19 protein-coding genes and 1 tRNA gene are annotated in these 24835 nt (G+C 72.9%); 15 read left to right on the forward strand and 5 right to left on the reverse strand.

From position 1 onward, the window contains the following. Positions 1–53 precede the first annotated feature (53 nt). The 4 genes from C6W10_RS28875 to topA all read left to right on the forward strand — a co-directional run bounded on the left by C6W10_RS28875 (position 54) and on the right by topA (position 7418). On the forward strand, positions 54–2438 hold the full coding sequence (locus C6W10_RS28875) for a sodium-translocating pyrophosphatase (protein WP_107262238.1): 2385 nt from the start codon (positions 54–56) through the stop codon (positions 2436–2438). Positions 2439–2719: 281 nt separating this feature from the next. Then, positions 2720–3262: a hypothetical protein gene (locus C6W10_RS28880; protein WP_107262240.1), complete on the forward strand. Its 543-nt coding sequence runs from the start codon at positions 2720–2722 to the stop codon at positions 3260–3262. A 143-nt stretch (positions 3263–3405) separates the two neighbouring features. Then, positions 3406–4155 carry a hypothetical protein gene (locus C6W10_RS28885; protein ID WP_369931441.1) on the forward strand — a complete coding sequence of 250 codons (750 nt, stop codon included), beginning with the start codon at positions 3406–3408 and terminating at the stop codon, positions 4153–4155. A gap of 371 nt (positions 4156–4526) precedes the next feature. Continuing rightward, entirely contained in the window at positions 4527–7418 is a 2892-nt protein-coding gene (gene topA, locus C6W10_RS28890) for a type I DNA topoisomerase (protein ID WP_107262242.1), read from the forward strand. 49 nt (positions 7419–7467) lie between these two features. Here the strand turns inward: topA and C6W10_RS28895 are convergent, their stop codons facing one another. Both C6W10_RS28895 and C6W10_RS28900 read right to left on the reverse strand, forming a co-directional pair. Beyond that, a complete protein-coding gene (locus C6W10_RS28895) occupies positions 7468–8433 on the reverse strand; it encodes a GNAT family N-acetyltransferase (protein ID WP_159104797.1) in 966 nt (321 codons plus the stop codon). A gap of 55 nt (positions 8434–8488) precedes the next feature. Next, on the reverse strand, positions 8489–9811 hold the full coding sequence (locus C6W10_RS28900) for a D-arabinono-1,4-lactone oxidase (RefSeq protein WP_107262246.1): 1323 nt from the start codon (positions 9809–9811) through the stop codon (positions 8489–8491). Between the two features lie 195 nt (positions 9812–10006). Between C6W10_RS28900 and C6W10_RS28905 the strand changes: the two genes are divergently transcribed. After that, positions 10007–10651 carry a TetR family transcriptional regulator gene (locus tag C6W10_RS28905; protein ID WP_234361468.1) on the forward strand — a complete coding sequence of 215 codons (645 nt, stop codon included), beginning with the start codon at positions 10007–10009 and terminating at the stop codon, positions 10649–10651. A gap of 39 nt (positions 10652–10690) precedes the next feature. Here C6W10_RS28905 and C6W10_RS28910 read toward each other — a convergent pair whose 3' ends face one another. Further along, positions 10691–11911 (reverse strand): amino acid deaminase/aldolase, encoded by a 1221-nt coding sequence (locus tag C6W10_RS28910; protein WP_107262248.1) that lies wholly within the window; start codon positions 11909–11911, stop codon positions 10691–10693. Between the two features lie 391 nt (positions 11912–12302). Between C6W10_RS28910 and tmk the strand changes: the two genes are divergently transcribed. The 6 genes from tmk (at position 12303) to C6W10_RS28940 (ending at position 18277) form a co-directional block, all read left to right on the forward strand. Further along, on the forward strand, positions 12303–14546 hold the full coding sequence (gene tmk, locus C6W10_RS28915; RefSeq protein WP_234361966.1) for a dTMP kinase: 2244 nt from the start codon (positions 12303–12305) through the stop codon (positions 14544–14546). Then, positions 14546–15820 carry a DNA polymerase III subunit delta' gene (locus C6W10_RS28920; protein ID WP_107262252.1) on the forward strand — a complete coding sequence of 425 codons (1275 nt, stop codon included), beginning with the start codon at positions 14546–14548 and terminating at the stop codon, positions 15818–15820. Before tmk ends, C6W10_RS28920 begins: the two co-directional genes overlap by 1 nt. 206 nt (positions 15821–16026) lie before the next feature. After that, on the forward strand, positions 16027–16353 hold the full coding sequence (locus C6W10_RS28925) for a YbaB/EbfC family nucleoid-associated protein (protein ID WP_107262254.1): 327 nt from the start codon (positions 16027–16029) through the stop codon (positions 16351–16353). After that, complete coding sequence (locus C6W10_RS28930) at positions 16354–16659, forward strand: hypothetical protein (protein ID WP_107262256.1); 306 nt, start codon at positions 16354–16356, stop codon at positions 16657–16659. Beyond that, positions 16659–17339 (forward strand): hypothetical protein, encoded by a 681-nt coding sequence (locus tag C6W10_RS28935; RefSeq protein WP_107262257.1) that lies wholly within the window; start codon positions 16659–16661, stop codon positions 17337–17339. Before C6W10_RS28930 ends, C6W10_RS28935 begins: the two co-directional genes overlap by 1 nt. Before the next feature lie 86 nt (positions 17340–17425). Then, the gene (locus tag C6W10_RS28940; RefSeq protein ID WP_107262259.1) at positions 17426–18277 is read left to right on the forward strand and encodes a regulatory iron-sulfur-containing complex subunit RicT; all 852 of its coding nucleotides are present in this window, start codon (positions 17426–17428) and stop codon (positions 18275–18277) included. Between the two features lie 381 nt (positions 18278–18658). Here C6W10_RS28940 and C6W10_RS28945 read toward each other — a convergent pair whose 3' ends face one another. After that, entirely contained in the window at positions 18659–20383 is a 1725-nt protein-coding gene (locus tag C6W10_RS28945; RefSeq protein WP_107262261.1) for a metallophosphoesterase, read from the reverse strand. 165 nt (positions 20384–20548) lie between these two features. On the opposite strand from C6W10_RS28945, the gene C6W10_RS28950 reads away from it, so the two are divergent. From C6W10_RS28950 to C6W10_RS28965, 4 genes are all read left to right on the forward strand, one after another. Beyond that, a tRNA-Thr gene (locus tag C6W10_RS28950) sits at positions 20549–20622 on the forward strand. A 720-nt stretch (positions 20623–21342) separates the two neighbouring features. Further along, positions 21343–21858 (forward strand): DUF2231 domain-containing protein, encoded by a 516-nt coding sequence (locus tag C6W10_RS28955; RefSeq protein ID WP_107262263.1) that lies wholly within the window; start codon positions 21343–21345, stop codon positions 21856–21858. Positions 21859–22147: 289 nt separating this feature from the next. Next, complete coding sequence (locus C6W10_RS28960; RefSeq protein WP_107262265.1) at positions 22148–22723, forward strand: Hsp20/alpha crystallin family protein; 576 nt, start codon at positions 22148–22150, stop codon at positions 22721–22723. Positions 22724–22745: 22 nt separating this feature from the next. Continuing rightward, positions 22746–23849: a glycosyltransferase family 9 protein gene (locus C6W10_RS28965; protein WP_107262267.1), complete on the forward strand. Its 1104-nt coding sequence runs from the start codon at positions 22746–22748 to the stop codon at positions 23847–23849. Here C6W10_RS28965 and C6W10_RS28970 read toward each other — a convergent pair. After that, positions 23791–24771 carry a glycosyltransferase family 2 protein gene (locus tag C6W10_RS28970; RefSeq protein ID WP_107262269.1) on the reverse strand — a complete coding sequence of 327 codons (981 nt, stop codon included), beginning with the start codon at positions 24769–24771 and terminating at the stop codon, positions 23791–23793. The genes C6W10_RS28965 and C6W10_RS28970 overlap by 59 nt on opposite strands. Between the last annotated feature and the right edge of the window lie 64 nt (positions 24772–24835).

Below are 24835 nucleotides of genomic sequence, written 5' to 3' on the forward strand. Positions count from 1 at the left end.
CGGGCCGGTTCGTCCGCCGGCCCGGCGCGAGTGTTGGGTACAGGAGGACATAGATGTCCGTACATATGGCCGCCGACGGTGGCGGGCTGTCCCTCGGCGGTGAGAACCTGTCGTACGTCGTCGTCGCGGCGGTTATCGCCCTGGTGGCGCTCGGCTTCGCCGGTGCGCTGACCAAGGCCGTGCTGTCGACCGGCAAGGGCACCGACAAGATGCAGGAGATCGCCGGGGCCGTGCAGGAGGGCGCCTCGGCCTACCTGCTCCGGCAGTTCCGCACCCTCGCGATCTTCGTCGTGGTCGCGGTGATCCTGCTCTTCCTGCTGCCGGTGCACGACACCGACGGCAACGAGACGCTGGTGAAGATCGGCCGCTCGGGCTTCTTCGTGGTCGGTGCGCTGTTCAGCGCCTTCATCGGCGGTGCCGGCATGGCCCTGGCCACCCGGGCCAACCTGCGGGTCGCGGCAGCCGCCCGCGAGCACCAGGGCGGCCGGGAAGCGGCGATGCAGATCGCGTTCCGCACCGGTGGCGTCGTCGGCTTCCTCACCGTCGGCCTCGGCCTGGTCGGGGCGGCGGCGGTCGTCCTGCTCTACAAGGGTGACGCGCCGACCGTGCTGGAGGGCTTCGGCTTCGGTGCCGCGCTGCTCGCCATGTTCATGCGGGTCGGCGGCGGCATCTTCACCAAGGCGGCCGACGTCGGCGCCGACCTGGTCGGCAAGGTCGAGCAGGGCATCCCGGAGGACGACCCGCGCAACGCGGCGACCATCGCCGACAACGTGGGCGACAACGTCGGTGACTGCGCCGGCATGGCGGCCGACCTGTTCGAGTCGTACGCCGTCACCCTGGTCGCCGCGCTGATCCTCGGCCGGGCCGCCTTCGGCGAGCACGGGCTGGTCTTCCCGCTGATCGTCTCCACCATCGGTGTGCTGATCGCCATCCTCGGCGTCTTCATCACCCGGCTGCGGGCCGGCGACCGGTCCGGGCTCACCGCGATCAACCGGGCGTTCTACGCCTCCGCGGTGGTCTCGGCGATCCTGGTCGCGGTGATGTCCTTCGTCTACCTGCCGGCCACCTGGGCCGAGCTGCTGGGCGACGACTGGCGTGGCACGCTCGGCCTGGCCGAGGGTGCGGCGGAGCCGATCGACCCGCGGATCCTCGCCATCGGCGCCGTCGTGATCGGCATCGTGCTGGCCGCCGCCATCCAGGCGCTGACCGGCTACTTCACCGAGACCAACCGGCGGCCGGTGCAGGACATCGGCAAGTCGTCGCTGACCGGTCCGGCCACCGTGGTACTGGCCGGGATCAGCGTCGGCCTGGAGTCGGCGGTCTACTCCGCACTGCTGATCGGCGCCGGGGTCTTCGGCGCCTTCCTGCTCGGCGGCGGCTCGCTCACGCTCTCGCTCTTCGCGGTGGCGCTGGCCGGTACCGGTCTGCTCACCACGGTCGGCGTGATCGTCGCGATGGACACCTTCGGGCCGATCTCCGACAACGCGCAGGGCATCGCCGAGATGTCCGGAGACATCGACGAGCAGGGCGCGCGTACCCTCACCGAGCTGGACGCGGTTGGCAACACCACCAAGGCGATCACCAAGGGCATCGCGATCGCCACGGCGGTACTCGCCGCCACCGCGCTCTTCGGGTCGTACACCGACACGCTGGGTACGGCACTGCGGGACGCGGGTTCCGACCTGTCGATCGACGGGCTGCTCAACGTGGCCAACCCACGCAACCTGGTGGGTCTGATCGTCGGTGCCGCGGTCGTCTTCCTCTTCTCCGGTCTGGCCATCAACGCGGTCTCCCGCTCGGCCGGTGCCGTGGTGATGGAGGTACGCCGGCAGTTCCGCGAGCTGCCCGGGATCATGGATTACAGCCAGCGGCCGGAGTACGGCAAGGTGGTCGACATCTGCACCCGGGACGCGCAGCGCGAGCTGATGACCCCGGGGCTGCTCGCCATCCTGGCGCCGATCGCGGTCGGCTTCGGGCTCGGCCCGGGTGCGCTGGCCGCGTACCTGGCCGGTGCCATCGGGGCCGGCACCCTGATGGCGGTCTTCCTGGCCAACTCGGGCGGCGCCTGGGACAACGCCAAGAAGCTCGTCGAGGACGGCGCGTACGGCGGCAAGGGTTCGGAGTCGCACGCGGCCACGGTGATCGGCGACACGGTCGGTGACCCGTTCAAGGACACCGCCGGGCCGGCGATCAACCCGCTGATCAAGGTGATGAACCTGGTCTCGCTGCTGATCGCCCCGGCCGTGGTGGCCTGGAGCGTCGGCGAGGACAAGAACACCGCGCTGCGGATCGGGGTCGCGGTCGTCGCGGCGCTGATCATCGTGGCGGCGGTGGTCTTCAGCAAGCGCAAGCCGGTGGCGATGTCGGACGCCGACTCGGACACCGGAGGTGCCGGCAGCGGCAGCTCCGACCAGCAGCCGGAGACGGTCAAGGTCTGAACCAGGGCAAGTCCGGAACCGGGCCCGTCGCGTACGCGCGGCGGGCCCGGACCCGTCTGCGCCCCCGGCGCCCGGCCGCCCCGCTGCCCCCGGCGCCCGCCCCGCCGCCGTCGCCCGCCCGCCCCGCCGCCAGCGGCGCCCGTCGCCCCCAACGCCGACCGGTCCGGGCGCTCCGACGTGCGGTGCCGGGAGCCGGCCCGGACGGCCCGGCGAGGTGCCGGGGGCGGGCTCGGCCGATTACCCCCCTCGCGAAGCCGGCTCCAACCCGTACGCTGCAACGCATGCGTACCCCCCGCACGGCATCCGCCGGAAGGTTCACGGCGGCCCTGTGCACGATCGCCCTGCTCCTCGGGGGCTGCGCCGGGGGACCCACCCCGCAGGCCTGGGCCGCCGCCGTCTGTGCGGCACTGGCCCCCTGGCGGGCCGAGATCGGGACGCTGACCCGGAGCACCCAGCAGCAGATGACCGCGCAGACCAGCCCGGCGCAGGCCAAGGAGAACCTGGTCCGGCTGCTCCGGGGCGCCGAACAGGCCAGCGAGACGGCTCGGCAGAAGGTGGCGGCGGCCGGCATACCGGACACCGACAAGGGTGAGGCGGTCTCCCAGGGCTTCGTCGCCTCGCTGACCGCCGTCCGGGACGCCTACGGCCGGGCCGGCGCGGCGATCGAGGCACTCGGCACCGGGCAGCCCAGCGAGTTCTACGACGGCGTCAAGGCCGCGGTCGACACCCTCAACAAGGAGTACGACGCCAGTTCGCTCGACACCAGCGAGCTGGACTCGGTGGAGTTGAAGCGGGCCTTCGACGAGGTTCCGGAGTGTCGCTGACGCCGCCCGTCCCGCCCGTACCGGCCGAGTCGCCCGACCCGGCCGGCGCGGCCGCCGAGCCACCCGACCCACCGCCGGAACCGGCACCGGGCGGAGCGCCCTCGGAGCCGGCCGCGCTGACACCCTCGGAGCCGACCGCGCTGATCCCGGCCCAGCCGGAGCCGGTCGGCGGTGCGCCGGGCGGCCGGCCCTCGTCGGTCGGGGTGCCGCCGGAGCGGCCCGGACCGGACGCGGATCCGGCCGGTACCGGCCGGGAGCGGTCCGGGGCGTCGGCCGGGCGGGCCGGGGTCTCGCCGCCGGCCGTTCCACCGGTACGGCAGCTCTCGCTCTTCGGGGTGGAGGCCGCCGATCCCTCCGTCGGTGATCTCGCCGGGCTGCTGGCCGGGCCGGGGGAACTGGTTCGGATGGGTGGGACGGCCCGGATCACCGTCGTGGTGGACGCCGCCTGGCGGGTGCACGTACTCGTCGCCGAGCTGGCCCGCCGGGGGTTGACCGCCAGCTGGCTGGGTCGGGTGGCGGAGCAGCACGGGGTGCAGACCTCCTACAGCACCCTGCTCGCCCCGCTGGCGGCGAGTTGGCTGCGCGGCACGGTGAAGCGCCCGCCCGGCACCTTCTTCCTGACCGGCCCCCGGCTGCGGCTCTGGGCGGCGGCGGCCGGCACTCCCGAGCCGCTCGGTTTCGTGCTCCGGCTCGGTGCCGCCGACGAGGCGTGCTGGGAGCCGGTCGGCGCGGCGCTGGCCGCGATCGGCCTGCCGGCGGTACTGCTCGACGCCGGGGCGGGCGGTCCGGCGTACCGGATCACCGGGCGGCGTCGGCTGGCCCGGCTGGCGGAGCTGGTGGGTGACCGCCCGCCGACGGCGCCGCCGAGCCAGTGGCCGGGCGGTGTGCCGTGAGTAGTCTCGATCGGGTAGCGGTGGCCGTTACTCGGAGGGATCGACCGCTGTCGTATCCCGGACAGCCGGAAGTCAGATTTGTTCGGTTAATCCGTTTAATGACCCACCGAGTGCGGCATGATCCGTCCGGTTGGTCCCGCACGGATCGCCGGTGGGTGTACGGTGTCGCCGTCCGGCATGACCGCCCGTCCCTTGTTGTTGCACCCCGTGTCACCGCAGCGTAGCGGTGCTCTTCGCGGGCCGCGCAACTCGGCGGTCGGGGAGCGCGTTACGTTGGACGTCTGGCCACCGGGCGGCCGATCCGGCCCCGGCGGCGGGCGCGGACAGGGCGGTCCGCAGGGGGAAAGATCGTGAGTGAGGTCAGGAGAGACGTGCCGAGCAACGCCAGGAGCACCCGTCTGGTCATCGTCGAGTCACCGGCGAAGGCCAAGACGATCTCGGGCTATCTCGGCCCGGGATACGTCGTCGAGGCCAGCCTGGGTCACGTCCGTGACCTGCCGCGCAACGCCGACGACGTGCCCGCCAAATACAAGGGCGAGTCGTGGGCCCGGCTCGGCGTGGACGTCGACAACGGCTTCGCCGCCCTCTACGTCGTGTCCCCGGACCGCAGGCAGCAGATCAGCAAGTTGACCCGGCTGGCCAAGGAGGTGGACGAGGTCTTCCTCGCCACCGACGAGGACCGCGAGGGCGAGGCGATCGCCTGGCACCTGGTCGAGACGCTCAAGCCCAAGGTGCCGGTCAAGCGGATGGTCTTCCACGAGATCACCCGGCAGGCCATCCAGGCGGCGGTGGCCAACCCGCGCGAGATCGACCGCGACCTGGTCGACGCGCAGGAGGCCCGGCGGATCCTGGACCGGCTCTACGGCTACGAGGTCTCCCCGGTGCTCTGGCGGAAGGTCCGCTCCGGGCTCTCCGCCGGCCGGGTCCAGTCGGTCGCCACCCGGATCGTCGTCGAGCGCGAGCGGCAGCGGATGGCGTTCCGCAGCGCCGAATACTGGGACATCCTCGCCACCCTCGCTGTGCAGGGCGCCGCCGACGGGCCGCGCACCTTCTCCGCCACCCTGGTCGCGCTGAACGGGGACCGGATCGCCACCGGCAAGGACTTCGAGCCGACCACCGGCCAGGTGAAGCCGGGCGCCGGGGTGATGCACCTCGACGAGGCGGGTGCCCGTGGCCTGGCCGCCCGCCTCGACGGGCGGCCTTTCACGGTCACCCGGGTCGACGAGAAGCCCTACCGGCGCCGCCCGTACGCGCCGTTCATCACCTCGACCCTGCAACAGGAGGCGGCCCGGAAGCTGCGCTTCTCCTCGCAGCAGACGATGCGCACCGCCCAGCGGCTGTACGAGAACGGCTACATCACCTATATGCGTACCGACTCGGTGAACCTGTCGGAGACGGCCATCGCGGCCGCCCGGCGGCAGATCGCCGAGCTGTACGGCGAGCGGAACGTGCCGCCGGAGCCCCGCCGGTACACCGGCAAGGTCAAGAACGCCCAGGAGGCGCACGAGGCGATCCGCCCCGCCGGGGACAACTTCCGCACCCCCGGTGAGCTGGCGAACGAGCTTTCCGGCGAGGAGTTCCGGCTCTACGAGCTGATCTGGCGGCGGACCATCGCGTCCCAGATGACCGACGCGGTCGGCTCCAGCGTCTCGGTGCGGATCCGGGCGGTCTCCGGCGCGGGCGAGGAGGCCGACTTCGGCGCGACCGGCAAGACCATCACCGAGCCGGGCTTCCTGCGGGCGTACGTGGAGTCGTCCGACGACGAGAACGCCGAGGCCGAGGATGCCGAGCGGCGGCTGCCGAACCTGGTCAAGGACCAGCCGCTGACCGCCGAGGAACTGGCCGCGACCGGACACCACACCCAACCGCCGTCCCGCTACACCGAAGCGTCGCTGGTCAAGTCGCTGGAGGAGCTGGGCATCGGCCGCCCCTCCACGTACGCCTCGATCATGGCGACGATCCAGGACCGGGGGTACGTCTTCAAGCGCGGTCAGGCGCTGATCCCGTCCTTCCTCGCCTTCGCCGTGGTCGGCCTGCTGGAGCGGCACTACCCGCGACTCGTCGACTACAACTTCACCGCCGCGATGGAGAACGAGCTGGACGAGATCGCCGGTGGTGACCACGCGGCGGTGGACTTCCTGACCTCGTTCTACTTCGGCAGCCCGGACGGCGGGGACCAGTCGGTCGCCCGGTCCGGCGGGCTGAAGAAGATGGTCACCGAGAACCTGAGCGAGATCGACGCGCGCAGCGTCAACTCGATCCCGCTCTTCCGGGACGACGAGGGGCGCGACGTCGTGGTCCGGGTCGGCCGCTACGGCCCGTACCTGCAACGCAGCCTGCCCGGCGCGGAGCCGGCGGCCCAGGCGCCCCGGGACACCGGCGACGGCGGCCCGCCCGAGGACACGTCCCCGGCCGGCGACCGGGCACCGATCCCGGAGGGGGTGGCCCCGGACGAGCTGACCCCGGAGAAGGTGCACGAGCTCTTCCTCGGCGGTGGCGGCGAGCGCAAGCTCGGCGAGCACCCGGAGACCGGTGAGCCGATCGTGCTCAAGTCCGGCCGGTTCGGCCCGTACGTGGCCAGTGGCGAGCGCAAGGCGTCGCTGCTGCGCTCCCAGTCGCCGGAGTCGTTGACGATGACGGAGGCGCTGCGACTGCTCACCCTGCCCCGGGTGGTCGGGACGGCTCCGGACGGTGCCGAGGTGCTCGCCGCGAACGGCCGGTACGGCCCGTACGTGAAGCGTGGCGACGAATACCGTTCGCTGGAGTCGGAGGAGCAGCTCTTCACGGTCACCCTGGAGGAGGCTCTCGCCCTGCTGGCGGCGCCGAAGACCCGGCAGCGCCGGGCGGCGGCCCCGCCGCTGCGGGAGATGGGTGCGGATCCGCTGACCGAGAAGCCGCTGGTGATCAAGGACGGCCGGTTCGGGCCGTACGTCACCGACGGCGAGACCAACGCGTCGCTGCGGCGCGGCCAGACTCCGGAGGCGCTGACCCTGGAGGAGGCGTCGGAGATGCTGGCCGAGAAGCGGGCCAAGGGTCCGGCACCGCGCAAGCGGGCGGCGAAGAAGGCGACCGCGAAGAAGACGGCGGCGAAGGCCACCGGCGGCGAGACGGCCGCGAAGAAGACGGCAGGCAAGAAGACCGCCGCGAAGAAGACCACCGCCGCGAAGAAGACAACGGCCGCGAAGGCGACGGCGGCGAAGAAGACCGCCGCGAAGAAGGCCGCCCCGCGCAAGGCCACCGCCACCGCCGACCCGACCGACTGACCGAGCCGCCAAGATTCTTGTTGAGCTGTGGTTCGCTACGCGCCACGAATCAACAAGAATCTTGACCCGCCGCCGTACGGGGGCGGCGGAAGCCGTACGTCTGGTGCTCGCGGCGGAAGCCGAGGCCGGCGTAGAGCCGCTGCGCCGGCAGGTTGTCCGCGTTGTAGTTGACGGTCACCGTCGCCATCCCGGCGGCCCGCATCCGGTGCATCGCGGTCAGCATCACCGCCCGGGCCAGCCCGCGCCGATGGAAGTCCCGGTGCGTGCCGACCGGCTCGAAGTGGCCGACCCGGTTGTGCCGGTCGAGCCAGTAGACGGCGAAGGCGGCGATCCGCCCGTCCGGTGCCTCGGCGACGATCTCCCGTTCCGGGGAGTAGCCGGGCCTGGTCATCACCGCCGAGCGGTACAGCTCGGCGGTCCAGTCCGCCTCGAACGCGGAGTTGCGGGCCCGGGCCAGGCCGTCGGCGTCGGCCAGCCGGGCGGTACGCAGCACGAAGCCCTCCGGCGCGACCGGCTCGTCGAGCGGGTCGGCGAGCGGGTCGGCGAGCGGGTCGGCGAGTTCCCGGACGGTGACGTCGTCCCAGGTGCGGAACCGCGCGAACCCGAGTTCGCCGAGCAGTCGGATCCGGGTGGTGTCGCAGTCGAAGACGTCGGTCAGCACGTACGGCTCGGTGACGGGGTCGGCGGTCATCGCCCGGGCGGTGGTCTCGTACGCCGTCCGGAGCATCGCCATCTCGGCGGCGGTGCCGCGCAGCGCGGGCGCGCAGAAGACGTCGAACGCGGCACCGAAGCGCAGGTTGATCCCCAGCCCGACGATCTCGTCGCCGGCCTCCCAGAGCTGGACCAGCTCGCCGACCGGCCGGCCCCGCAGGTTCTCGTAGATCCGGTGCGGCACCTCGCCGACGTGGTCGTATCCGCACCTGCCGGCCTCGGCGATCCAGGCCGCGAAGGTCCGCGACAGGCGGGGCAGGTCGACGTCGGAGTAGGGCCGTAGCCGTGGCAGGTGGCTCGTCACCGGCCCTGTATACGGCATCGCCCGGGCCGGGGCCGAACGGTTTCCGCCGCCCCGGTCAGGCCCCGAGCACCTGCTCGGTGTAGGAGTTCGCGAAGACCCGGTCCGGGTCGAGCCGGTCGCGCACGGCCAGGAAGTCGGCGAACCGGGGGTACGCCGGGCGCAGCGACTCGGCGTCCCGGTAGTGCAGCTTGCCCCAGTGCGGCCGGCCGCCCAGCTCGGTGGCGATCCGCTCGAAGGCCCGGAAGTACGCCTCGGCGGGCATCCCGGCGTACTGGTGGATCGCCACGTACGCCGACTCGCGCCCGTGGCCGTGCGAGAGCCAGATGTCGTCCGGGGCGGTGAACCGGACCTCGACCGGGAAGAGCACCCGGAACGGCAGCTCGTCGATGATCCGGCGCAGCCCGGCCAGCGCCTCCGGCAGGGCGGCCCGGGGCAGGGCGTACTCCATCTCCTCGAACCGGACCCGGCGCGGGGTGCAGAAGACCCGGTCGGAGCGGGCGGTGTAGCTGCGCGCGGTGAGCGCCCGGGCGGAGACGGCGGAGATGGTCGGCACCAGGGCCGGGGCGGCCCGGCCGAGCCGGCAGGCTCCGGCGAAGACGGAGTTGGCCAGGAAGTCGTCGTCGAGCCAGCTCCGGAACCGGGGCAGTGGCCGGTCGTCGACGGGTACCCGGTTGTTGACCTTCACCTGCACCCGGTCGGTGTACGGGAACCAGTAGAACTCGAAGTGGTCGTTGCCGGCGACCAGTTCGGGCAGCTCGGCGAGGACCTCGGGCAGCGGGGCCGGGCGCTCGTCGGCGCGGAGTACGAAGGCGTCGACGCAGTTCAGGGTCACCTCGGTGAGCACGCCGAGGGCACCGAGCCCGACCCGGGCCGCCGCGAAGACGTCGGCGTTCCGGTCGGCGGAGCACTCCAGCAGCTCGCCGGTGCCGGTGACCAGGGTGAGCCCGGCGACGAAGGTGGAGAGGCAGCCGTAGCCGGCGCCGGTGCCGTGGGTACCGGTGGAGATCGCCCCGGCGATCGTCTGTGCGTCGATGTCGCCGAGATTGGCCAGGGCCAAATCGTGTCCGGCGAGCACCTCATTGAGCGCGTGCAGGGTGACACCAGCCGGTACGGTGATCAGCCGATGGCCGGGATCGACCCGGACCTGTCCGGCCAGCGCGGTGAGATCGACCCGCTGGTCGTCGGGGCGGGCGATCGCGGTGAAGGAGTGGCCGCTGCCGACCGGCTTGATCCGCCGGCCGGCAGCTCGGGCGGCCTGGACCGTGGCGACGATCTCGTCCACGGTCGACGGTCGCAGCGCGTCGCCGGTGGCGCGCTGGTTGCCGGCCCAGTTGGACCAGGAGGAGGCGGCTCCGGGTGGTGCGGTACGTCCGCTCATCTGACCTCCGCCGGCTCTGACCAGGTCGCCAATGGACAAATATGAATTAGACTCGCGTCAAGGTGTACCAGGGCGAGTAAATCAGGATCGTCACGGCGAGTAAATACCGATATCCGTTCGGCTCGTTAGTCCGGATAGCGTTTCGAAACCGTGACGCCTAGTAACCTTCACCCCGTCGAAAGGGAGTGGCGACGAGTGTCCACGTCAACCGCCACATCCGGTCCACTGCGCCGCGTACCGGTGCAGGGCCGCAGCGTCGCCCGGGTCCAGCGCATGCTCGACGCCTGTGCCGAGATAGTCGACGAGGTCGGCTACGAGGGGCTGACCACGACCCTGCTCGCCGAGCGCGCCGGAGTGGCCATCGGGTCGGTGTACCAGTTCTTCCCGGACAAGCGAGCGATCGTGCAGGCACTGACCCTGCGCAACATGGAGGCGTACCTGGAGCGGCTCAGCGACCGCTTCTCCCGGGGCGACCTGACCCACTGGTGGGACGGGGTCGACGCCGCGATCGACGAGTACATCACGATGCACCGGAGGGTGCCCGGCTTCCGTACCCTGCACTTCGGCGACGTCGTCGACGTGCACCTGCTCGACGAGGACCGGGACAACAACGGCGTCATCGCCGAACAGTTGGCCCGGGTGCTGGTCGAGCAGTTCGGCACCGCCGACGCGCCCCGGCTGCGCTTCGCGCTGGAGATCGCGGTCGAGGCCGCCGACGCGTTGATCAAACTGGCCTTCCGGCGCGATCCGGAGGGCGACGAGAAGGTGCTGACCGAGGCGACCGCGCTGATCCGGGAGTACCTGCACCGGCACGTCGACGCCGCGCCCGCAGCCGGTTAGCGGGCCGCCAGCCCGTCCGCGGCCGGCCCGGGTACGCGCTCAGAGGAAGGCCCGGCCCTCGCCGCGATAGGTCGGAACCGTGCCCACGACCCGGTCCGACTCCACCAGGTGCAGTTCTCCGACATGTTCGGCCAGCTCGCCGGCCTTGGCGTGCCGGAACCAGACCCGGTCGCCGACCCGCAGCGACTCGGCGGCGGCTCCGGCCACCGGGGTCTGCACCTCCCCGGCGCCCTCGGTGCCGGTCAGCCGCAGACCCGGCGGCAGCCACGGGGTGGGCAGCCGGGTCGGGTCGGCCGGCCCGGACGCCACCCAACCCCCGCCGAGCAGGGTCACCACCCTGGCGGCGGGACGGCGGACCACCGACAGCGCGAAGAACGCCGCCGGGCGGGGCCGCCAGCTCCGGTAGGCGTCGAAGAGCGTCGGCCCGTACAGGCCCGACCCGGCGGTGATCTCGGTTACCGCCGGGTCCGCCGCGGTCAGCGCGATGCTGCCGGTACCGCCGCCGTTGACGAACTCCAGGTCGGCGTGCTCGCGTACCGCCGCGACCGCCGCCGCGCGGCGCTGCACCAGTTCCCGGTACGACCGCCGTTGCAGCAGCCGGATGGTGGCGCCCCGGACGGCCTGCCGGGGCGGTGCGTCGCCGAGCCCGGCGATCTGTGCCTCGTACGCCATCAGGCCGACCAGCCGGAAGCCCGGCCGCTGCGCGATCGTGCCGGCCAGCCTGCCGGCGTCGTCCGCCGAGTGCACCGGTGAGCGGCGGGTGCCGATGTGCAGCCGGCCACCGAAGGTGTCGGCCAGCGGGCGCCAGGACGCGTCCAGGTCGAGGCAGATCCGGATCTCCGCCCGGGAGCCGGCGGCGGCGACCGCGTCGACCAGGTCGAGTTGGGCGGAACTGTCCACCATCAGACATATCTTGGCGGCCAGTTCCGGGTCGGCGGCGAGTTGGGCCAGCGCCTGCCGGTCGGTGGTCGGGTAGCCGAGCAGCACGTCGTCGGTCACGCCACTGCGGACCAGCCAGATCGCCTCGGCCAGGGTGTACGTCATCACACCGCCCCAGCCGGGCCCGGCCAGCGCCCGGCCGAGCAGGGCCCGGCAGCGCAGCGACTTGCTGGCGACCCGCAGCGGCTTGCCACCGGCCTGACCGGTCAGCGCGCCGGCGTTGGCGTCGAACGCGTCGAGGTCGACCACGGCGAAGGGAGGTTCGAGATCCGCCGTCGCCCGGTCGAGACGTCGACGCAGCAGGTCGCGTTCGGTGGCCATTCGAGCACGCTAACCCCCGCGGCGATAATGCGAAACTGTCTCGTGTCTTCCGGCGTGGCGTGTCCGGTCCTCCGGCGTGGCCTGTCCGGACCGTAGGGGCGCGACGCGGACCGCCCCAAGATCCGCGAGCTACCCCTAGGCTCCGGCTCCGGGGAATGTCGGGGTCGGGGCGGATCCGTACCGCGATTAGAGTGTGGTCGGGGGAGCCCAGCCATGGGCCGGGGCGTGGAGGGGTACGGCCATCGACGACAACGACAGGAGCGCGGAGCGCACAGCGCAGTCGCCGCCCGGTACACCCACGCCACCCGCCGCCGCCAGCCCGGTCGACCGGACCGGCTACCAGGCGCTCCGCTCGGTCATGCGGATCCGCCCGTTCCGCCGGCTCTGGCTGGTGCTCGGCGCCGCCTCGTTCGGCGACTGGCTCGGCCTGCTGGCCACCTCGATCTTCGCGTCCAGCCAGGTCACCGGGGACACCGCGAAGGGTCTCGCCTTCGGTGCCGTGATCGCGGTCCGGCTGCTCCCGGCCCTGCTGCTCGGCCCGGTCGCCGGAGTGCTCGCCGACCGGTTCGACCGGCGCCTGACCATGGTCATCTGCGACCTGCTGCGGTTCGTGCTCTTCGCCTCGATCCCGCTCGCCGCCCTGCTGGACGTCGGCGGTGGCCTGGTGGTCGGCTGGGCGGCGATCGCCACCTTCCTGATCGAGGCGATCACGCTGATCTGGATCCCGGCCAAGGAGGCCGCGGTCCCGAACCTGATCCCCCGGTCCCGGCTGGAGATGGCCAACCAGCTGACGCTGATCACCACGTACGGGCTCACTCCGGTGCTCGCCGCGGTCAGCATCGCCGTACTGGACCGGAGCATCCGGGCGGCCTCCAGCGGTCCGCCGCCCGGCTGGGCCGACCCGACCCAGTTGGCTCTCTACTTCAACTCGCTGAGCCGGCTGGCCACCGCTCTGGTGGTCTTCTTCGGCATCCGGGAGATCAGCGGTCGCAGCGGTCGCCGCCGGGAGAGCGTCGGCGAGGCCGAACAGAGCGTGCTGCGCCAGTTCGTCGACGGCTGGCGGTTCATCGGCAAGACCCCGCTGGTCCGTGGCCTGGTGCTCGGCATCTTCGGCGCCTTCGCCGGTGGCGGCGTGGTGATCGGTACGGCGAACTTCTTCACCAAGTCGCTGGCTGCCGGTGACGCGGCGTTCTACCTGCTCTTCGGCTCGATCTTCCTCGGCCTCTCGCTCGGCATCGGGCTCGGGCCGATGGTCGTCCGGGAGATGTCCCGGCGCCGCTGGTTCGGCATGAGCATCGTGCTGGCCAGCGCCTCGGTGCTGGTACTCGCCGGCTCCATCCACCTCTCCATGGCGATCCTCGGCGCGGTACTGGTCGGCGCGGGCGCCGGGATGGCCTTCCTCTCCGGTACGACGCTGCTCGGCGGGGAGATCGCCGACGAGGTACGCGGCCGGGTCTTCGCCGTGGTGCAGACCGGGACCCGGCTGGTGCTGATCCTGGCGATCTCGGTGAGCAGCCTGCTGGTCGGCGTCGGCGGCTCCCGGCAACTGCGCATCGCCGACCTGGGCATCTCGGTCTCCTCGACCCGACTGCTGCTGCTGGTCGCCGGAGTGGCCGGCATCCTCACCGGGATCAAGGCGTTCCGCCAGATGGACGACAAGCCGGGCGTACCGGTCCTCTCCGACCTCTGGGGTTCGATCCGGGGGCGTCCGCTCTTCCCGGCCGAGCCGTTCGCCTCGACCGGAGCCTTCGTGGTCTTCGAGGGCGGTGAGGGCGCCGGCAAGTCGACCCAGGTGGCCAGGCTGGCCGAGGCGCTGCGCCGGCAGCAGCACGAGGTGGTGGTGACCCGGGAGCCGGGCGCGACCGGGGTCGGGGAGCAGATCCGCGGCCTCGTGCTCGGCGGGACCAGCGGCCCGGACGCGCTCGCCCCCCGGGCGGAGGCGCTGCTCTACGCCGCCGACCGGGCACACCACGTCGCCACGGTGGTCCGCCCGGCACTGGCCCGGGGCGCGGTGGTGATCAGTGACCGGTACGTCGACTCGTCCCTCGCCTACCAGGGCGCCGGCCGGACCCTGCCGGTCGAGGAGGTCTCCTGGCTCTCCTCCTGGGCCACCGGCGGCCTCAAGCCCGACCTGGTGGTACTGCTCGACATCGAGCCCCGGACCGGGCTGGCCCGGGTGACCGCCCGGGGTGGCGACCCCGACGTGGTGGAGACCGAGTCGATGGACTTCCACGACCGGGTCCGGTACGCCTTCCTCGACCTGGCCGCCGCCGACCCCAAGCGCTACCTGGTGCTCGACGCCTCCCGGCCGGCCGACGAACTGGCGGCGGCGGTGGCCGAGCGGGTCACCGGGATGCTCGCCGACCCGGACACGAACGGCCATCCGGCACCGGCGAGCCCGCCGGACACCTCGGCCCGACCGGAGTTATCCGACGCCGAGCTGCGGGCGCTGGCGGAATCGCGGACCGAAACGGAGGCTGAGGCCGCACCCGAGGCCGGCTCGCGGGCCCGGCCGGACCTGCCGGTCGCCACCGGGTCGGGCCGGACCGGGTCGGGCCAGGTCGGGCCGGGCCAGGTCGGACCCGACCGCACCGGTGACACGACGGGCGGCTTCGAACTCGAACGGCGCCCCTGATGCCCGAGGTCTTCGCCGACCTGGTGGGCCAGCCCGAGGCGGTCGACCTGCTCCGCCGGGCCGCCGCCGCAGCGGAGACGATCCGGGCCGCCGCGACCGCCGAGGCGGTCTCCGCCGACGGCGCGGACCCGGCCGATCCGGCGGTCGGGGGCGACCGGGCCGCCGATACCGAGCAGCCGGCCGGCGCCGGAAGTGCGATGACGCACGCCTGGATCTTCACCGGACCACCCGGCTCCGGGCGGTCGGTCGCGGCCCGGGCGTTCGCGGCGGCACTGCAATGTCACCGGGGCATCGGCTGCGGCGAGTGCGCCGGCTGCCACACGACGCTCGCCGGTACCCACGCCGACGTACGGTTCGTGGTGCCCGAGGGGCTCTCCATCGGGGTCGGCGAGATGCGGGCCCTGGTGCTGCGGGCGGCCAGCACGCCGAGCGGGGGACGCTGGCAGGTACTCGTCATCGAAGACGCCGACCGGCTCACCGAGGCGGCCGGCAACGCGCTGCTCAAGGCGATCGAGGAGCCGCCGCCGCGTACCGTCTTCCTGCTCTGCACCCCCTCGACGCACCCGGACGACATCTCGGTGACCATCCGTTCCCGGTGCCGGGTGGTGACGCTGCGCCAGCCGCCGGCCGAGGCGGTGGCGGCCGTACTCCGGGACCGGGACGGCATCGCGCCCGACGTGGCGGCCTGGGCGGCAGCGGCGGCCCAGGGGCACGTCGGCCGGGCCCGCCGGCTGGCCCGGGACCCGGAGGCGCGCAAGCGGCGGGAGGCCGTCCTGGCCCTGCCGCGCAAACTGACCGGCGTCGGTGCCTGCTTCGACGCCGCCTCCGCGCTGATCGAGGCGGCCGAGGCCGAGGCGGCGGCAGCGGTGGCCGACGCCGACGCGACCGAGCGGGCCGCGCTGGAGACCGCGCTCGGCGCCGGGGGGACCGGGCGGGGCGCGGCGGGCGCGATCCGGGGCGCCGCCGGGCAGCTCAAGGACCTCGAACGCCGGCAGAAGTCCCGGGCCACCCGGGCCCAGCGGGACGCGCTGGACCGGGCACTGGTCGACCTGGCCGGGTTCTACCGGGACGTACTCACCGTCTCGCTGCGCGCCCCGGTCCAGCCGGTGCACACCGACGTCGCCCAGATGGCCAGCACGGCCGCCGGGAAGTGGAGTGCCGAGGCCACCCTGCGCAGGCTGGAGGCGATACTCGACTGTCGTACGGCGATCGAGACCAACGTCAAGCCACGGATCGCCGTCGAGGCGATGATGCTCGCCCTCTGGCGCGGCTGAGCGGCGTGGTCCGCGGCCGGCCGCCGAGCGCCGTACCGCTGGAACTTCTGTCCTGATCAGGGAGATCTTGGGGCGAAGGGTTCCCTTCGGGTGGGTCGCCCGGTACGGTTCGGTGCCGTAACGCAGCGACGGTGGTACATACGGTGAGCCGATCTGCGGGGCTTCGCCATGGCCAGCGGGCATCGGGAAGCGGGAGGGACCTGCCGGTGACGCGGGAGATCGACCAGTCCTGGGTCGAGGAGGCGATCGAGCGCTATCGGCGCATCGAGGCGCTACAGGCCGAGTTCGACGAGGCGATCCGGCGGGTGCAGGTCACCGTCCGCTCCCCGGACGGGCTGGTCGAGCTGGTCGTCACCGCCGACGGGTCGGTCGACGACGTGCGGTTCCTGGGCGCACCGCAGGTGCGTACCGGCCCGGACCTGGCCCGGTCGATCCGGGCCGCCATCACGGCCGCCGACGACGCCGCCCGGTGGGCCCGGGAGAAGCTCTACACCGAGACGTTCGGCGAGTACCGCCGGCTGACGGAGGCCTGAGTGGACCGCCTACGGGACCTCGCCGGCCGGCTCGACACCGCCGCTGGCGATCTCGCCGACCTCGCCCGCCGACTGCCGTACACCGGGCCGGACGCTGGTGCCTTCGGTGCCGACGGGCCGGGGCGGCTCGGTGAGATCGGTGCGATCCTGCACCGGCAGTGGTCCACCGCACTCGACAATCGGACCCGGGAACTGCTGGCCACGGCGGAGCGGCTCACCGACACCGGCACCGCGCTGCGGGTCGCCGAGACGGCGTACGCCGACAGCGACACGGCGGCGTACCGTCGACGGCCGGCGGAGACGTGATGGACGTACTCGACCAGCTCGCCGAGCCCGCCGTCGCGCTCTCCGGGCGGGTCGACGACCTGCTCGCCGCCGCCGGTGCGCCCGACCGGCACCGGATCTGGCCGCTGCTGCGCCGACTCCGGGTGCTCCCCGGTGACGCCGTGCGGGCGATGCTCGGGCTGCGGCCCGAAGCGCTGGCCGATGCTGCCGAGGTGGACGCGGAGCTGCGCCGGGCCTACCACGAGGCCGGGGCGGTGCTGGCCGACGGCGGCTCGTGGCAGGGACCGGCCGCCGAGGCGTACGCCGCACACCGCCGTGGACTGGCGGGGCACCTGACCGAGCTGAGCCGCCGGGCGGACGCCACGGCCGCGTACGCCGAGGCGGTGGCCGGGTGGATCGCCGAGAGCCGGTACGCGCTGGCCCGTACCCTCGCCGACGTGCTTGCCTCGGCGGAGGCGGTCGCCGTGACGACGGCCCGGACCGGCGAATCCGGGCCGGCGTCGTCCGGTGTCCCGCCGGGTGGGCTGCCGGTCGAGTCCGCCGCCGCCGAGATCGGCGCCCGGATCCTGGCCACGGTCGCCGAGGCGTACGACCAGGCGGAGGCGCTGCCCCGGCGGTGGGCGGCGGAGCTGGATCTCCTCGAACACCGCCCCTCGGAGGCCCCCGTGCTACGTGCCGACGGTGGCCGGATCGTCCTCTGACGCGGCCAGGCCGGCCGGCCCGCCGTTGACCGCCCGGGCCCGGGACGAGGTTCAGCGGATGGTCGGATCCGTCGTAGGGTGAGCACATGGGCATGCTGTGCGCGGTCAGCTTCAACCGTTACGGCCGCCTCTACTACCTCGACCCGGGCGAGCTGCGTCCGGCGGTCGGCGACCGGGTGCTGGTCCCCACCGACGAGGGGACCGAGGTGGCGGAGTGCGTCTGGGCGGCGCAGTGGGTCTCCGACGACACCAGCGGCTTTCCCCGGCTGGCAGGGCTGGCCGGCGAGGAGGACCTGCGCCGCGACGAGATGCTGCGCAAGCGGAAGGCCGAGGCGAAGGTCGCCGCGAAGCGGCTGATCCGGGAGCACGGCCTGCCGATGAAGGTGGTCGCCGTGGACCACATCATCGAATCGACACCGGCCGGGGGTTCGAGCGGGTCCCGGACCACCATCTACTTCACGGCGCCGCACCGGGTCGACTTCCGGTCGCTGGTCCGCGACCTGGGCGCCACCCTGCACTGCCGGGTCGAGCTTCGTCAGCTCTCCGCCCGGGACTCGGCGCGGGTGCAGGGCGGCATCGGCTCCTGCGGGCGTGACCTCTGCTGCGCCACCTTCCTGAACGACTTCGAGCCGGTAACCATCCGGATGGCCAAGGACCAGGAGTTGCCGCTCAACCCGCTGCGCATCTCCGGCGCCTGCGGCCGGCTGATGTGCTGTTTGAAGTACGAGCATCCGCTCTACGCCGACAGCGGCAGCTATCCGAGCCCGGGGCAGAGGGTCGAGACGCCGGCTGGCCAGGCGAAGGTCGTGTCCCGGCATGTCCCGAGTGAGACGGTGACCGTCCGACAACTCTCCGACGGCTCCGTCAGCCGGTGTGCCCTGTCCGAGGTCTGCGGCCCGCGCCGGGCCTACGACTCGCGCCCAGCGTCGGCCGAGTAGCGCCGCTACCGGGTCGCCGCTGCGTTCGACCGCGTGGCTCGGCCGGGACTCTCCGGGCGCCGGCACGGGTACAAAGTCGGGCGCATGCCGACGGCCGGGTGGAGGATGGTTGGTCGCGGGACTGTCGAGCTGGGTGCGCAGACGGGGCGCGGGAGAACAGGTGTTGCCGGACGGCTGGTGGTAGCACGCCGTGACGGGCATTTGACGTCATGGGGTGCGGGCCGACCGGCCAGGGGGATCGCGACCGGACGGCCCGGGGACGATGGGCGCGCAAGTGGGGCAGCTCGACAGTCCCGGGATGGACGACACCCGACACCCGACACCCGACACCCGACACGACGTCAGCCGGCCCCGTCGTCCCACCCTCGTCGGCGGGACGGGTCAACGAAGCGTGAACGGAGCCTCGGCGAGCCGGTACGCCAGCGGCTGCTTCGGGGTCAGCCATGCGTCGGTCGGGTGACCGTCCGGCTCGGCCTGCCAACGCCGGCAGATCCTGTCGACCGCGACCGGATAGCCGGTGAGGGTACCGTCGGCGGCGATGTGCAGCCGGAGAAAGCACTTGGCGTCCTCGATGCCCTGGCCCGCGAAGAGTTCGTTGAGATTGACCCCGAACAAGCCGGCGACCAGCAGGTAGAGCGCGGTGAGCTGGGTCGCCACCAGCCCGGCGATCGGACCGTAGACCACCGCTGCGGCGACCACCGGCAGCGGCCACGGCCAGGCGTGGAAGAAGAACTGGAGCCAGATCCAGCTGCCTGCGGCGGCCAGCCCGATGTGCGCGAAGCCGTGACAGAGTCCGAGAATCCAGTGCCGGGCGTGTCGTTTGCGGCCGGCGCTGGGCGGCTGGGCGAAGAAGACCGCGCCGGCCAGCGTGACGATCAGCATGATGGCCAGCGGAATGCTGAACAGCCGCTGCGCCGTCGCCTCCGAGCGCGGAGCCGCCACGCCGACCATGGCCAGCATCAGCAGCGTGTGCAGCCCGCCGAGCAGGGTGGCGAAGCCCGGGTTGCGCAGCGGTAGCCGGCCGAAGATGCCCCAGCCGTACCGGCGGGAGCGGGCGGCGTCCGGATAGCGGCCGGCCAGCTCGTACGACTGGCTGGTGCTGGCCCGTCGCACCAGGGTGTCCTTCGGAGGCACCTCGATGCGGCCCGGCAGCTTGTGGGTGGGGTAGAGGTAGGCGCCCCCGCCACCGCAGGTGACCAGATCACGGTCCGGTCCGGTGTACCGCGCGTAGTGGTGCAGGTCGCCGGAGAGCAGCAGCCGGACCCGGGCGCCGGTCGGGGCGATCACGGTACGGATGAAGTAGTCGATGGTGTCGTACTCGTGGGGCTTGTCGACGGCCTTGACCCAGCTCGGTTCCGGCACCGCGATGATCACCCGGGACTCGGCGGTGAGCCGCTGTGCCGCCTCCTCGAAGTAGCGCAGTTGCGGGTCGTCGAGATAGACCCCGGACTGCCCGTCCAGCCCGAACAGCCACCAGTCGGACGGCAGTTCGACGGCGAAGTAGGAACGACTCTGCGGGGTACGCCAGCCGCCGACGTTGTCGTCCCGGGAGCGGACGAAGAGCCGGAGGAAGGCGGTGAGACCGTCGTACCAGTCGTGGTTGCCGGGGACGGCGTAGAGCGCCGGAGGTGGACCGTCGGCCGGCGGCTGCGGCATGGCCGCCTGGTAGGGGCCCTTGCACCGGTTCTCGTACGCCTCGCCGCTCGCCGTCGGATAGACCTGGTCGCCGCCCATCAGCAGCATCTGGCCACGCGGCAGCCGGTGCCCGTCGACCTCCAACTCGGGGCGGGTGAGCAGGTAGGCGACCGAGTAGGTGGCGTTGAACCCGTCGCCGAGGTCGGCGACGAAGTCCAGCCACAGGTCGCCGTCCGGGCCGACCTGCCGGGTCACCGTGCCGGGCAGCGAGTTCTGCAACTCCCGCTTGTCCAGGTACGCGCCGAAGAGCAGCGCCAGCAGGGTACGCAGCCCGGTGCTGATCAACAGCAGCGGCGCCAGCCAGGGCACCGGGCGCTGCGGGGTGAAGCCGAGTTCGCGCGGATCGAGGCTGCCCGGCCGGGGTGGGGCCGCCGGCTGCGCCGGGATCGGCGGCGCCTGGTGATCGGTCATCGATGGCAGCCTAGTCGGGACGCCTCACGGACAAGGTCCGCCTGCCGACCGTTCCGGACGGCGTACCGGGCGTCTCCGGGACGGGTGCTCCGGTCGTCTGCCCGGGCACACCGGTGGAAACCCCCGAGCCGGGTCGGCGCCCGGTGTCGTACACTTGCCGGCGTTGCCGCCTTAGCTCAGTCGGTCAGAGCGACGCACTCGTAATGCGTAGGTCGACGGTTCGATTCCGTCAGGCGGCTCAGTCGAAGCGGTGCCCTGGTCGAACTGTTCAGGGCACCGCTTCATTGTGTCGGCCACCGCCGCTGTCGCCGGCCGAGATGATCAGCGAGCGAGCACCAACCAGGATCCGCAACCTACCTGGAAGGTCAACAGGATGACTCCGCCTTCTGCACACCGGGACCAGACGTGCACCTGGAAGCCATCCCGTCAGGAGTGGGACGCGTTCGTAGAACGTCAGCTTGACGAACTCGGGCTCACCTACGGAGAGCTGGCGGATCAGGCCGCACGACGGGACTTCCGGTCTCCCGAGGCGCTTGTCCTCTGGACGATGATCGGGTGAGCCGGAGCGGACCGGGCAGAGTTGCCGAGCGGTTCGCCGATGACCTCATCAGCATGCCGAGCCGTACGGCGTGCGACGAGCGGCTATTGCGACCAGGGACGCGACATCGAGTCCGGCGTGACTCCTGCGACGACGGTTGACGCCGTTGTGGTGGCCGCAACCCGGCTCGCGCCGACGAACCCTCGGCTCTGTTGGTTGCCGGCTGGCGGGCAGACGCCGACCGGCATCGACGACCACCCGCAGGCAGGCCGTTCGGGCCCGAAATAGCGGAACACCCCGGCACGGAGGGTTAGTGGGCGGACAATTCGGGTACGGCGGGTAGACGCGACCTACGCATGCCGATTGCGTCGGGTACGACGGCTGCGGCGCCGGCATCCGCTGAGCCTGGGAGGCGACGATGATGGAGAGCCGAGTCAAGGTGCTCGGGCACCCGGTCCATCCGATGCTGGTGATGTTCCCGATCGCCCTCTTCGTGTCCGCCACGATCTTCGACGTCATCGACGTGGCCGGTGGTCCGGCGTTCCTCGGCGAGCTGGCGTACTGGAACATCCTGGTCGGGCTGATCGGCGGGGTACTGGCGGCGATGGCCGGCGCGGTGGACCTGCTCGCCGTACCGGCTGGGACCCGGGCCAAGCGGGTGGGGGTGGCGCACGCCTCGACCAACATCGCCGTGCTGCTGCTCTTCGCCGCGGTCTGGGCGGTACGGCTGGCCGCGGACACCCGGGCGGCCGGCGGTGCCCTGGTCGCGATCGAGGTGGTGGCGGTCGCCGGTGCAGGGCTCGGCGCCTGGTTCGGCGGCGAACTGGTGGACCGGCTCGGCGTCGGGGTGGACCCGGACGCCGACCTGAACGCGTCGAGTTCGCTGCGTCCCCGGACCACTGCGGCGGCAGCCGCGGACCGCCCCAAGGAGCGGTGACCGGCCGGCCCCAAGGAGCGGTGACCGGCCGACCCCCAAGGAGCGGTGACCGGCCGACCCCCAAGGAGCGGTGACCGGCCGACCCCCAAGGAGCGGTGACCGGCCGACCCCCAAGGAGCGGTGACCGGCCGACCCCGAGGAACGGTGAGCGGCCGGCCGAGGAGCGGTAAGCGACCCCCGCCTGGATGCGTTGACCGGCCGCAGGACGGGTACCGGAGGTGGGGGCCGCCGCTCGATGGCGGCGCTGGGATCCGACGGGTGGCGGGATCGACGGAGGGAAGACGGCGGCATGGACGAGCCAGGACGTGGCACCGGAGACCGTGGCTGGGATCCGTTGGGGGAGTTGCAGGCACTCCGTGCGGAACTCGGCCGCCTGGTCGGCTCCGCGCTGGTCGGGGGCCGGGGCGGGCGGCCCGAGGTCGAGCTGACCCCGGGCGACGACGGTTGGACGGTGGTGGCCCGGCTGCCCGGGGTGGCCCCGGAGGAGGTCGCCCTGGAACTCGACGACCGCGAGCTGTGCATCCGGGCGCGCTCGGAGGCCGAGGTCAACGCGGACCACGGGATGGCCGGCAGCGGATCGCAGACCCGGGCCTTCGAGCACCGGGTGCATCTGCCGGCACCGGTCGACCCGGAGCGGATCGACGCCGTGATGGATCACGGCCTGCTCACCGTTACGCTGCCGAAGGCACCCCGGCCGGGTCGGCGGACGATCACCATCGGCGGCCGGCGGCACGACCCGGGCCAGCGCGCCGGGCGTACGACCGGAGCCGGTGGCCGGCCCGAGGCCGTGGACCCGGCCGCCGACCGGGAGCTGCACCGGCCGGACACCGCCGCCGGTACCCCGTCCTCCGGGTTCACGGTCTGAGCGGGCGGCGGAACCGGACCCGATGATCGGCAAGGTGCGGGACCTCGTCGACGACGTCGAGCGGATCGCCGTACTCCGGGCGAACGCGCTCGGAGACTTCATTTTCGCGTTGCCGGCGCTCGACGCGCTGCGGGCCGGTTATCCGGACGCCGAGTTGGTGCTGATCGGCGCGCCGTGGCACGAGCGCCTGCTCCGGGACCGGCCCGGCCCGGTCGACCGGGTGCTGGTGGTACCGCCCGCGCACGGCATCCGGGTGGCCGGAGCTGGCGAGCCGGAGCCGTCGGCGGCGTCGATGGCCCGGTTTCTCGACGCCGCCCGCCGGGAGCGGTTCGACCTCGCGATCCAGATGCACGGCGGCGGGGCGAACTCCAACCCGCTGGTCGCCGAACTCGGTGCCCGGGTGACCGCCGGGCTGCGCAGCGAGGACGCCCCGCCGCTGGACCGGTGGCTGCGGTACGTCTACTACCAGCCGGAGGTGGTCCGCTATCTGGAGGTCGCCGGTCTGGTCGGCGCCAGCCCGACCGGCCTGGTGCCCCGGCTCGTCGCCACCGAGGCGGACCTGGCCGAGGCGCGCATGGTGCTGGGCGAGCCGGTACGCCCCCGGATCGCCCTGCACCCGGGGGCGAGCGACCCGCGCCGCCGCTGGCCGCCGGAGCGCTTCGCCGAGGTGGCCGACCATCTGGTCGACGACGGGTACGAGGTACTGGTGACCGGCACCCCGGACGAGCGGGACCTCGCCGAGCAGGTGGTGGCGACGGCGCGGCTGCCGGTCCGCTCGGTGGCCGGCGACCTCTCGCTCGGTGGTCTGATCGGCTGTTACGCCGGCTGCGAGGTGGTGGTCTCCAACGACACCGGGCCGGTGCACGTCGCCGCCGCGCTGGACACCCCGACGGTCGGCATCTTCTGGGTCGGCAACGTGATCAACTGTGCGACGCCGCTGCGCGGCCGGCACCGGCCGATCGCCTCGTGGACCCTCAACTGCCCGGTCTGCGGCCGGGACTGTAGCCGGGAGCTCTATCCGGCCCGGGGCGGCGGCGGCCCGGCCTGCCCGCACCGGGTCTCCTTCGTCACCGACGTACCGGTGCTGGAGGTGCTGGAGGCGGTGGCGGATCTGACGGCGCGGTGACCTCCCAGGCTTCCATGGTCCGCTCGGTCACCGTGGTCGGCGCCTCCAGGTGGTACGCGCCGCTGGGCAGGACGCCGGCTCCGGCGTACCGGGCCATCACGGCGAGCTGGGCGGCCACGTCCTCGCCCTGGTGCCCCGGGTCGAGCCGGGTCCAGAAGTCGAATCCGCCCGCCGCGCACAGCCGGGACCGGTCGTAGAGGACGCAGCCGCCGATCCAGGAGACCTTGTACGCCCGCCACCGCCCGGCCGGCAGCCGGCGGGCCTCCGTCACGTGCAGCAGGTTCGCGGCCGAGTGGATCTGCGCCCGGTCCCACTCCGGCGTCCCGGGATACAGCCGTTCCGGCTCCGGTGGGCCGTCCCACTCGGCGTAGTGCCGATGCGTCTCCGGCCGTACGTCGTCCAGATAGGAGAGTCCGTGCACCGCGTTGCCGACGAAGCCGCAGTCGAGTTCGCGGATCGCGGTGAGCAGCCGGTCGACGGTGCCGGGCTCCAGCCAGACGTCGTCGTCGAGGAAGAGCACGTACCGGGCCGCCGAGGCGTCCAGCAGATAGCTGCGGTGTTCGGCCAGGCCCCGCCTCGGCAGCCGGCGGGTGAGCAGCACCGGATGGCCCCGGTGCCGGAGTACCCGGACCATCGCCGCCGCTGCCGGCCCGGCCCAGCCCGGTTCCCCGTCGGACTGGTCGCTGACCACCACCCCGAACGCGTCCGACCCGTACCGTCCGGCCGGCGCGCCGTCCTCGGCGGGACGCTGGGCGGCCAGCCCCGCCAGGGTGACGGCGAGTTCGGCGGGGCGGTTCCGGGTCGGCACCAGCACGTCCAGCAGCCGGGGCGTACGGAATTCGACCGCGCTGCCCTGGTCGAGCGGCCGGGTGGTCGTCCTCGGCGTCGCGCCGCCCGGACCGGGACGTGCGGCCGCGCTCACGCCCGCCGGCTCGACCTGGACGTCGCCGGGTGGGTCTCCGCCGAGGCGGGTACGGCCGCCCGCC

Source organism: Plantactinospora sp. BB1, assembly GCF_003030385.1.
Classification (GTDB): domain Bacteria; phylum Actinomycetota; class Actinomycetes; order Mycobacteriales; family Micromonosporaceae; genus Plantactinospora.

Excerpts from the sequence above, each read along its gene's own strand:
- C6W10_RS28875 (WP_107262238.1), top strand. The coding sequence starts at position 54 with ATGTCCGTACATATGGCCGCCGACGGTGGCGGGCTGTCCCTCGGCGGT.
- C6W10_RS28880 (WP_107262240.1), top strand. The coding sequence starts at position 2,720 with ATGCGTACCCCCCGCACGGCATCCGCCGGAAGGTTCACGGCGGCCCTG.
- C6W10_RS28900 (WP_107262246.1), bottom strand. The coding sequence starts at position 9,811 with ATGAGCGGACGTACCGCACCACCCGGAGCCGCCTCCTCCTGGTCCAAC.
- C6W10_RS28910 (WP_107262248.1), bottom strand. The coding sequence starts at position 11,911 with ATGGCCACCGAACGCGACCTGCTGCGTCGACGTCTCGACCGGGCGACG.
- C6W10_RS28920 (WP_107262252.1), top strand. The coding sequence starts at position 14,546 with ATGCCCGAGGTCTTCGCCGACCTGGTGGGCCAGCCCGAGGCGGTCGAC.
- C6W10_RS28935 (WP_107262257.1), top strand. The coding sequence starts at position 16,659 with ATGGACGTACTCGACCAGCTCGCCGAGCCCGCCGTCGCGCTCTCCGGG.
- C6W10_RS28940 (WP_107262259.1), top strand. The coding sequence starts at position 17,426 with ATGGGCATGCTGTGCGCGGTCAGCTTCAACCGTTACGGCCGCCTCTAC.
- C6W10_RS28945 (WP_107262261.1), bottom strand. The coding sequence starts at position 20,383 with ATGACCGATCACCAGGCGCCGCCGATCCCGGCGCAGCCGGCGGCCCCA.
- C6W10_RS28955 (WP_107262263.1), top strand. The coding sequence starts at position 21,343 with ATGGAGAGCCGAGTCAAGGTGCTCGGGCACCCGGTCCATCCGATGCTG.
- C6W10_RS28960 (WP_107262265.1), top strand. The coding sequence starts at position 22,148 with ATGGACGAGCCAGGACGTGGCACCGGAGACCGTGGCTGGGATCCGTTG.
- C6W10_RS28965 (WP_107262267.1), top strand. The coding sequence starts at position 22,746 with ATGATCGGCAAGGTGCGGGACCTCGTCGACGACGTCGAGCGGATCGCC.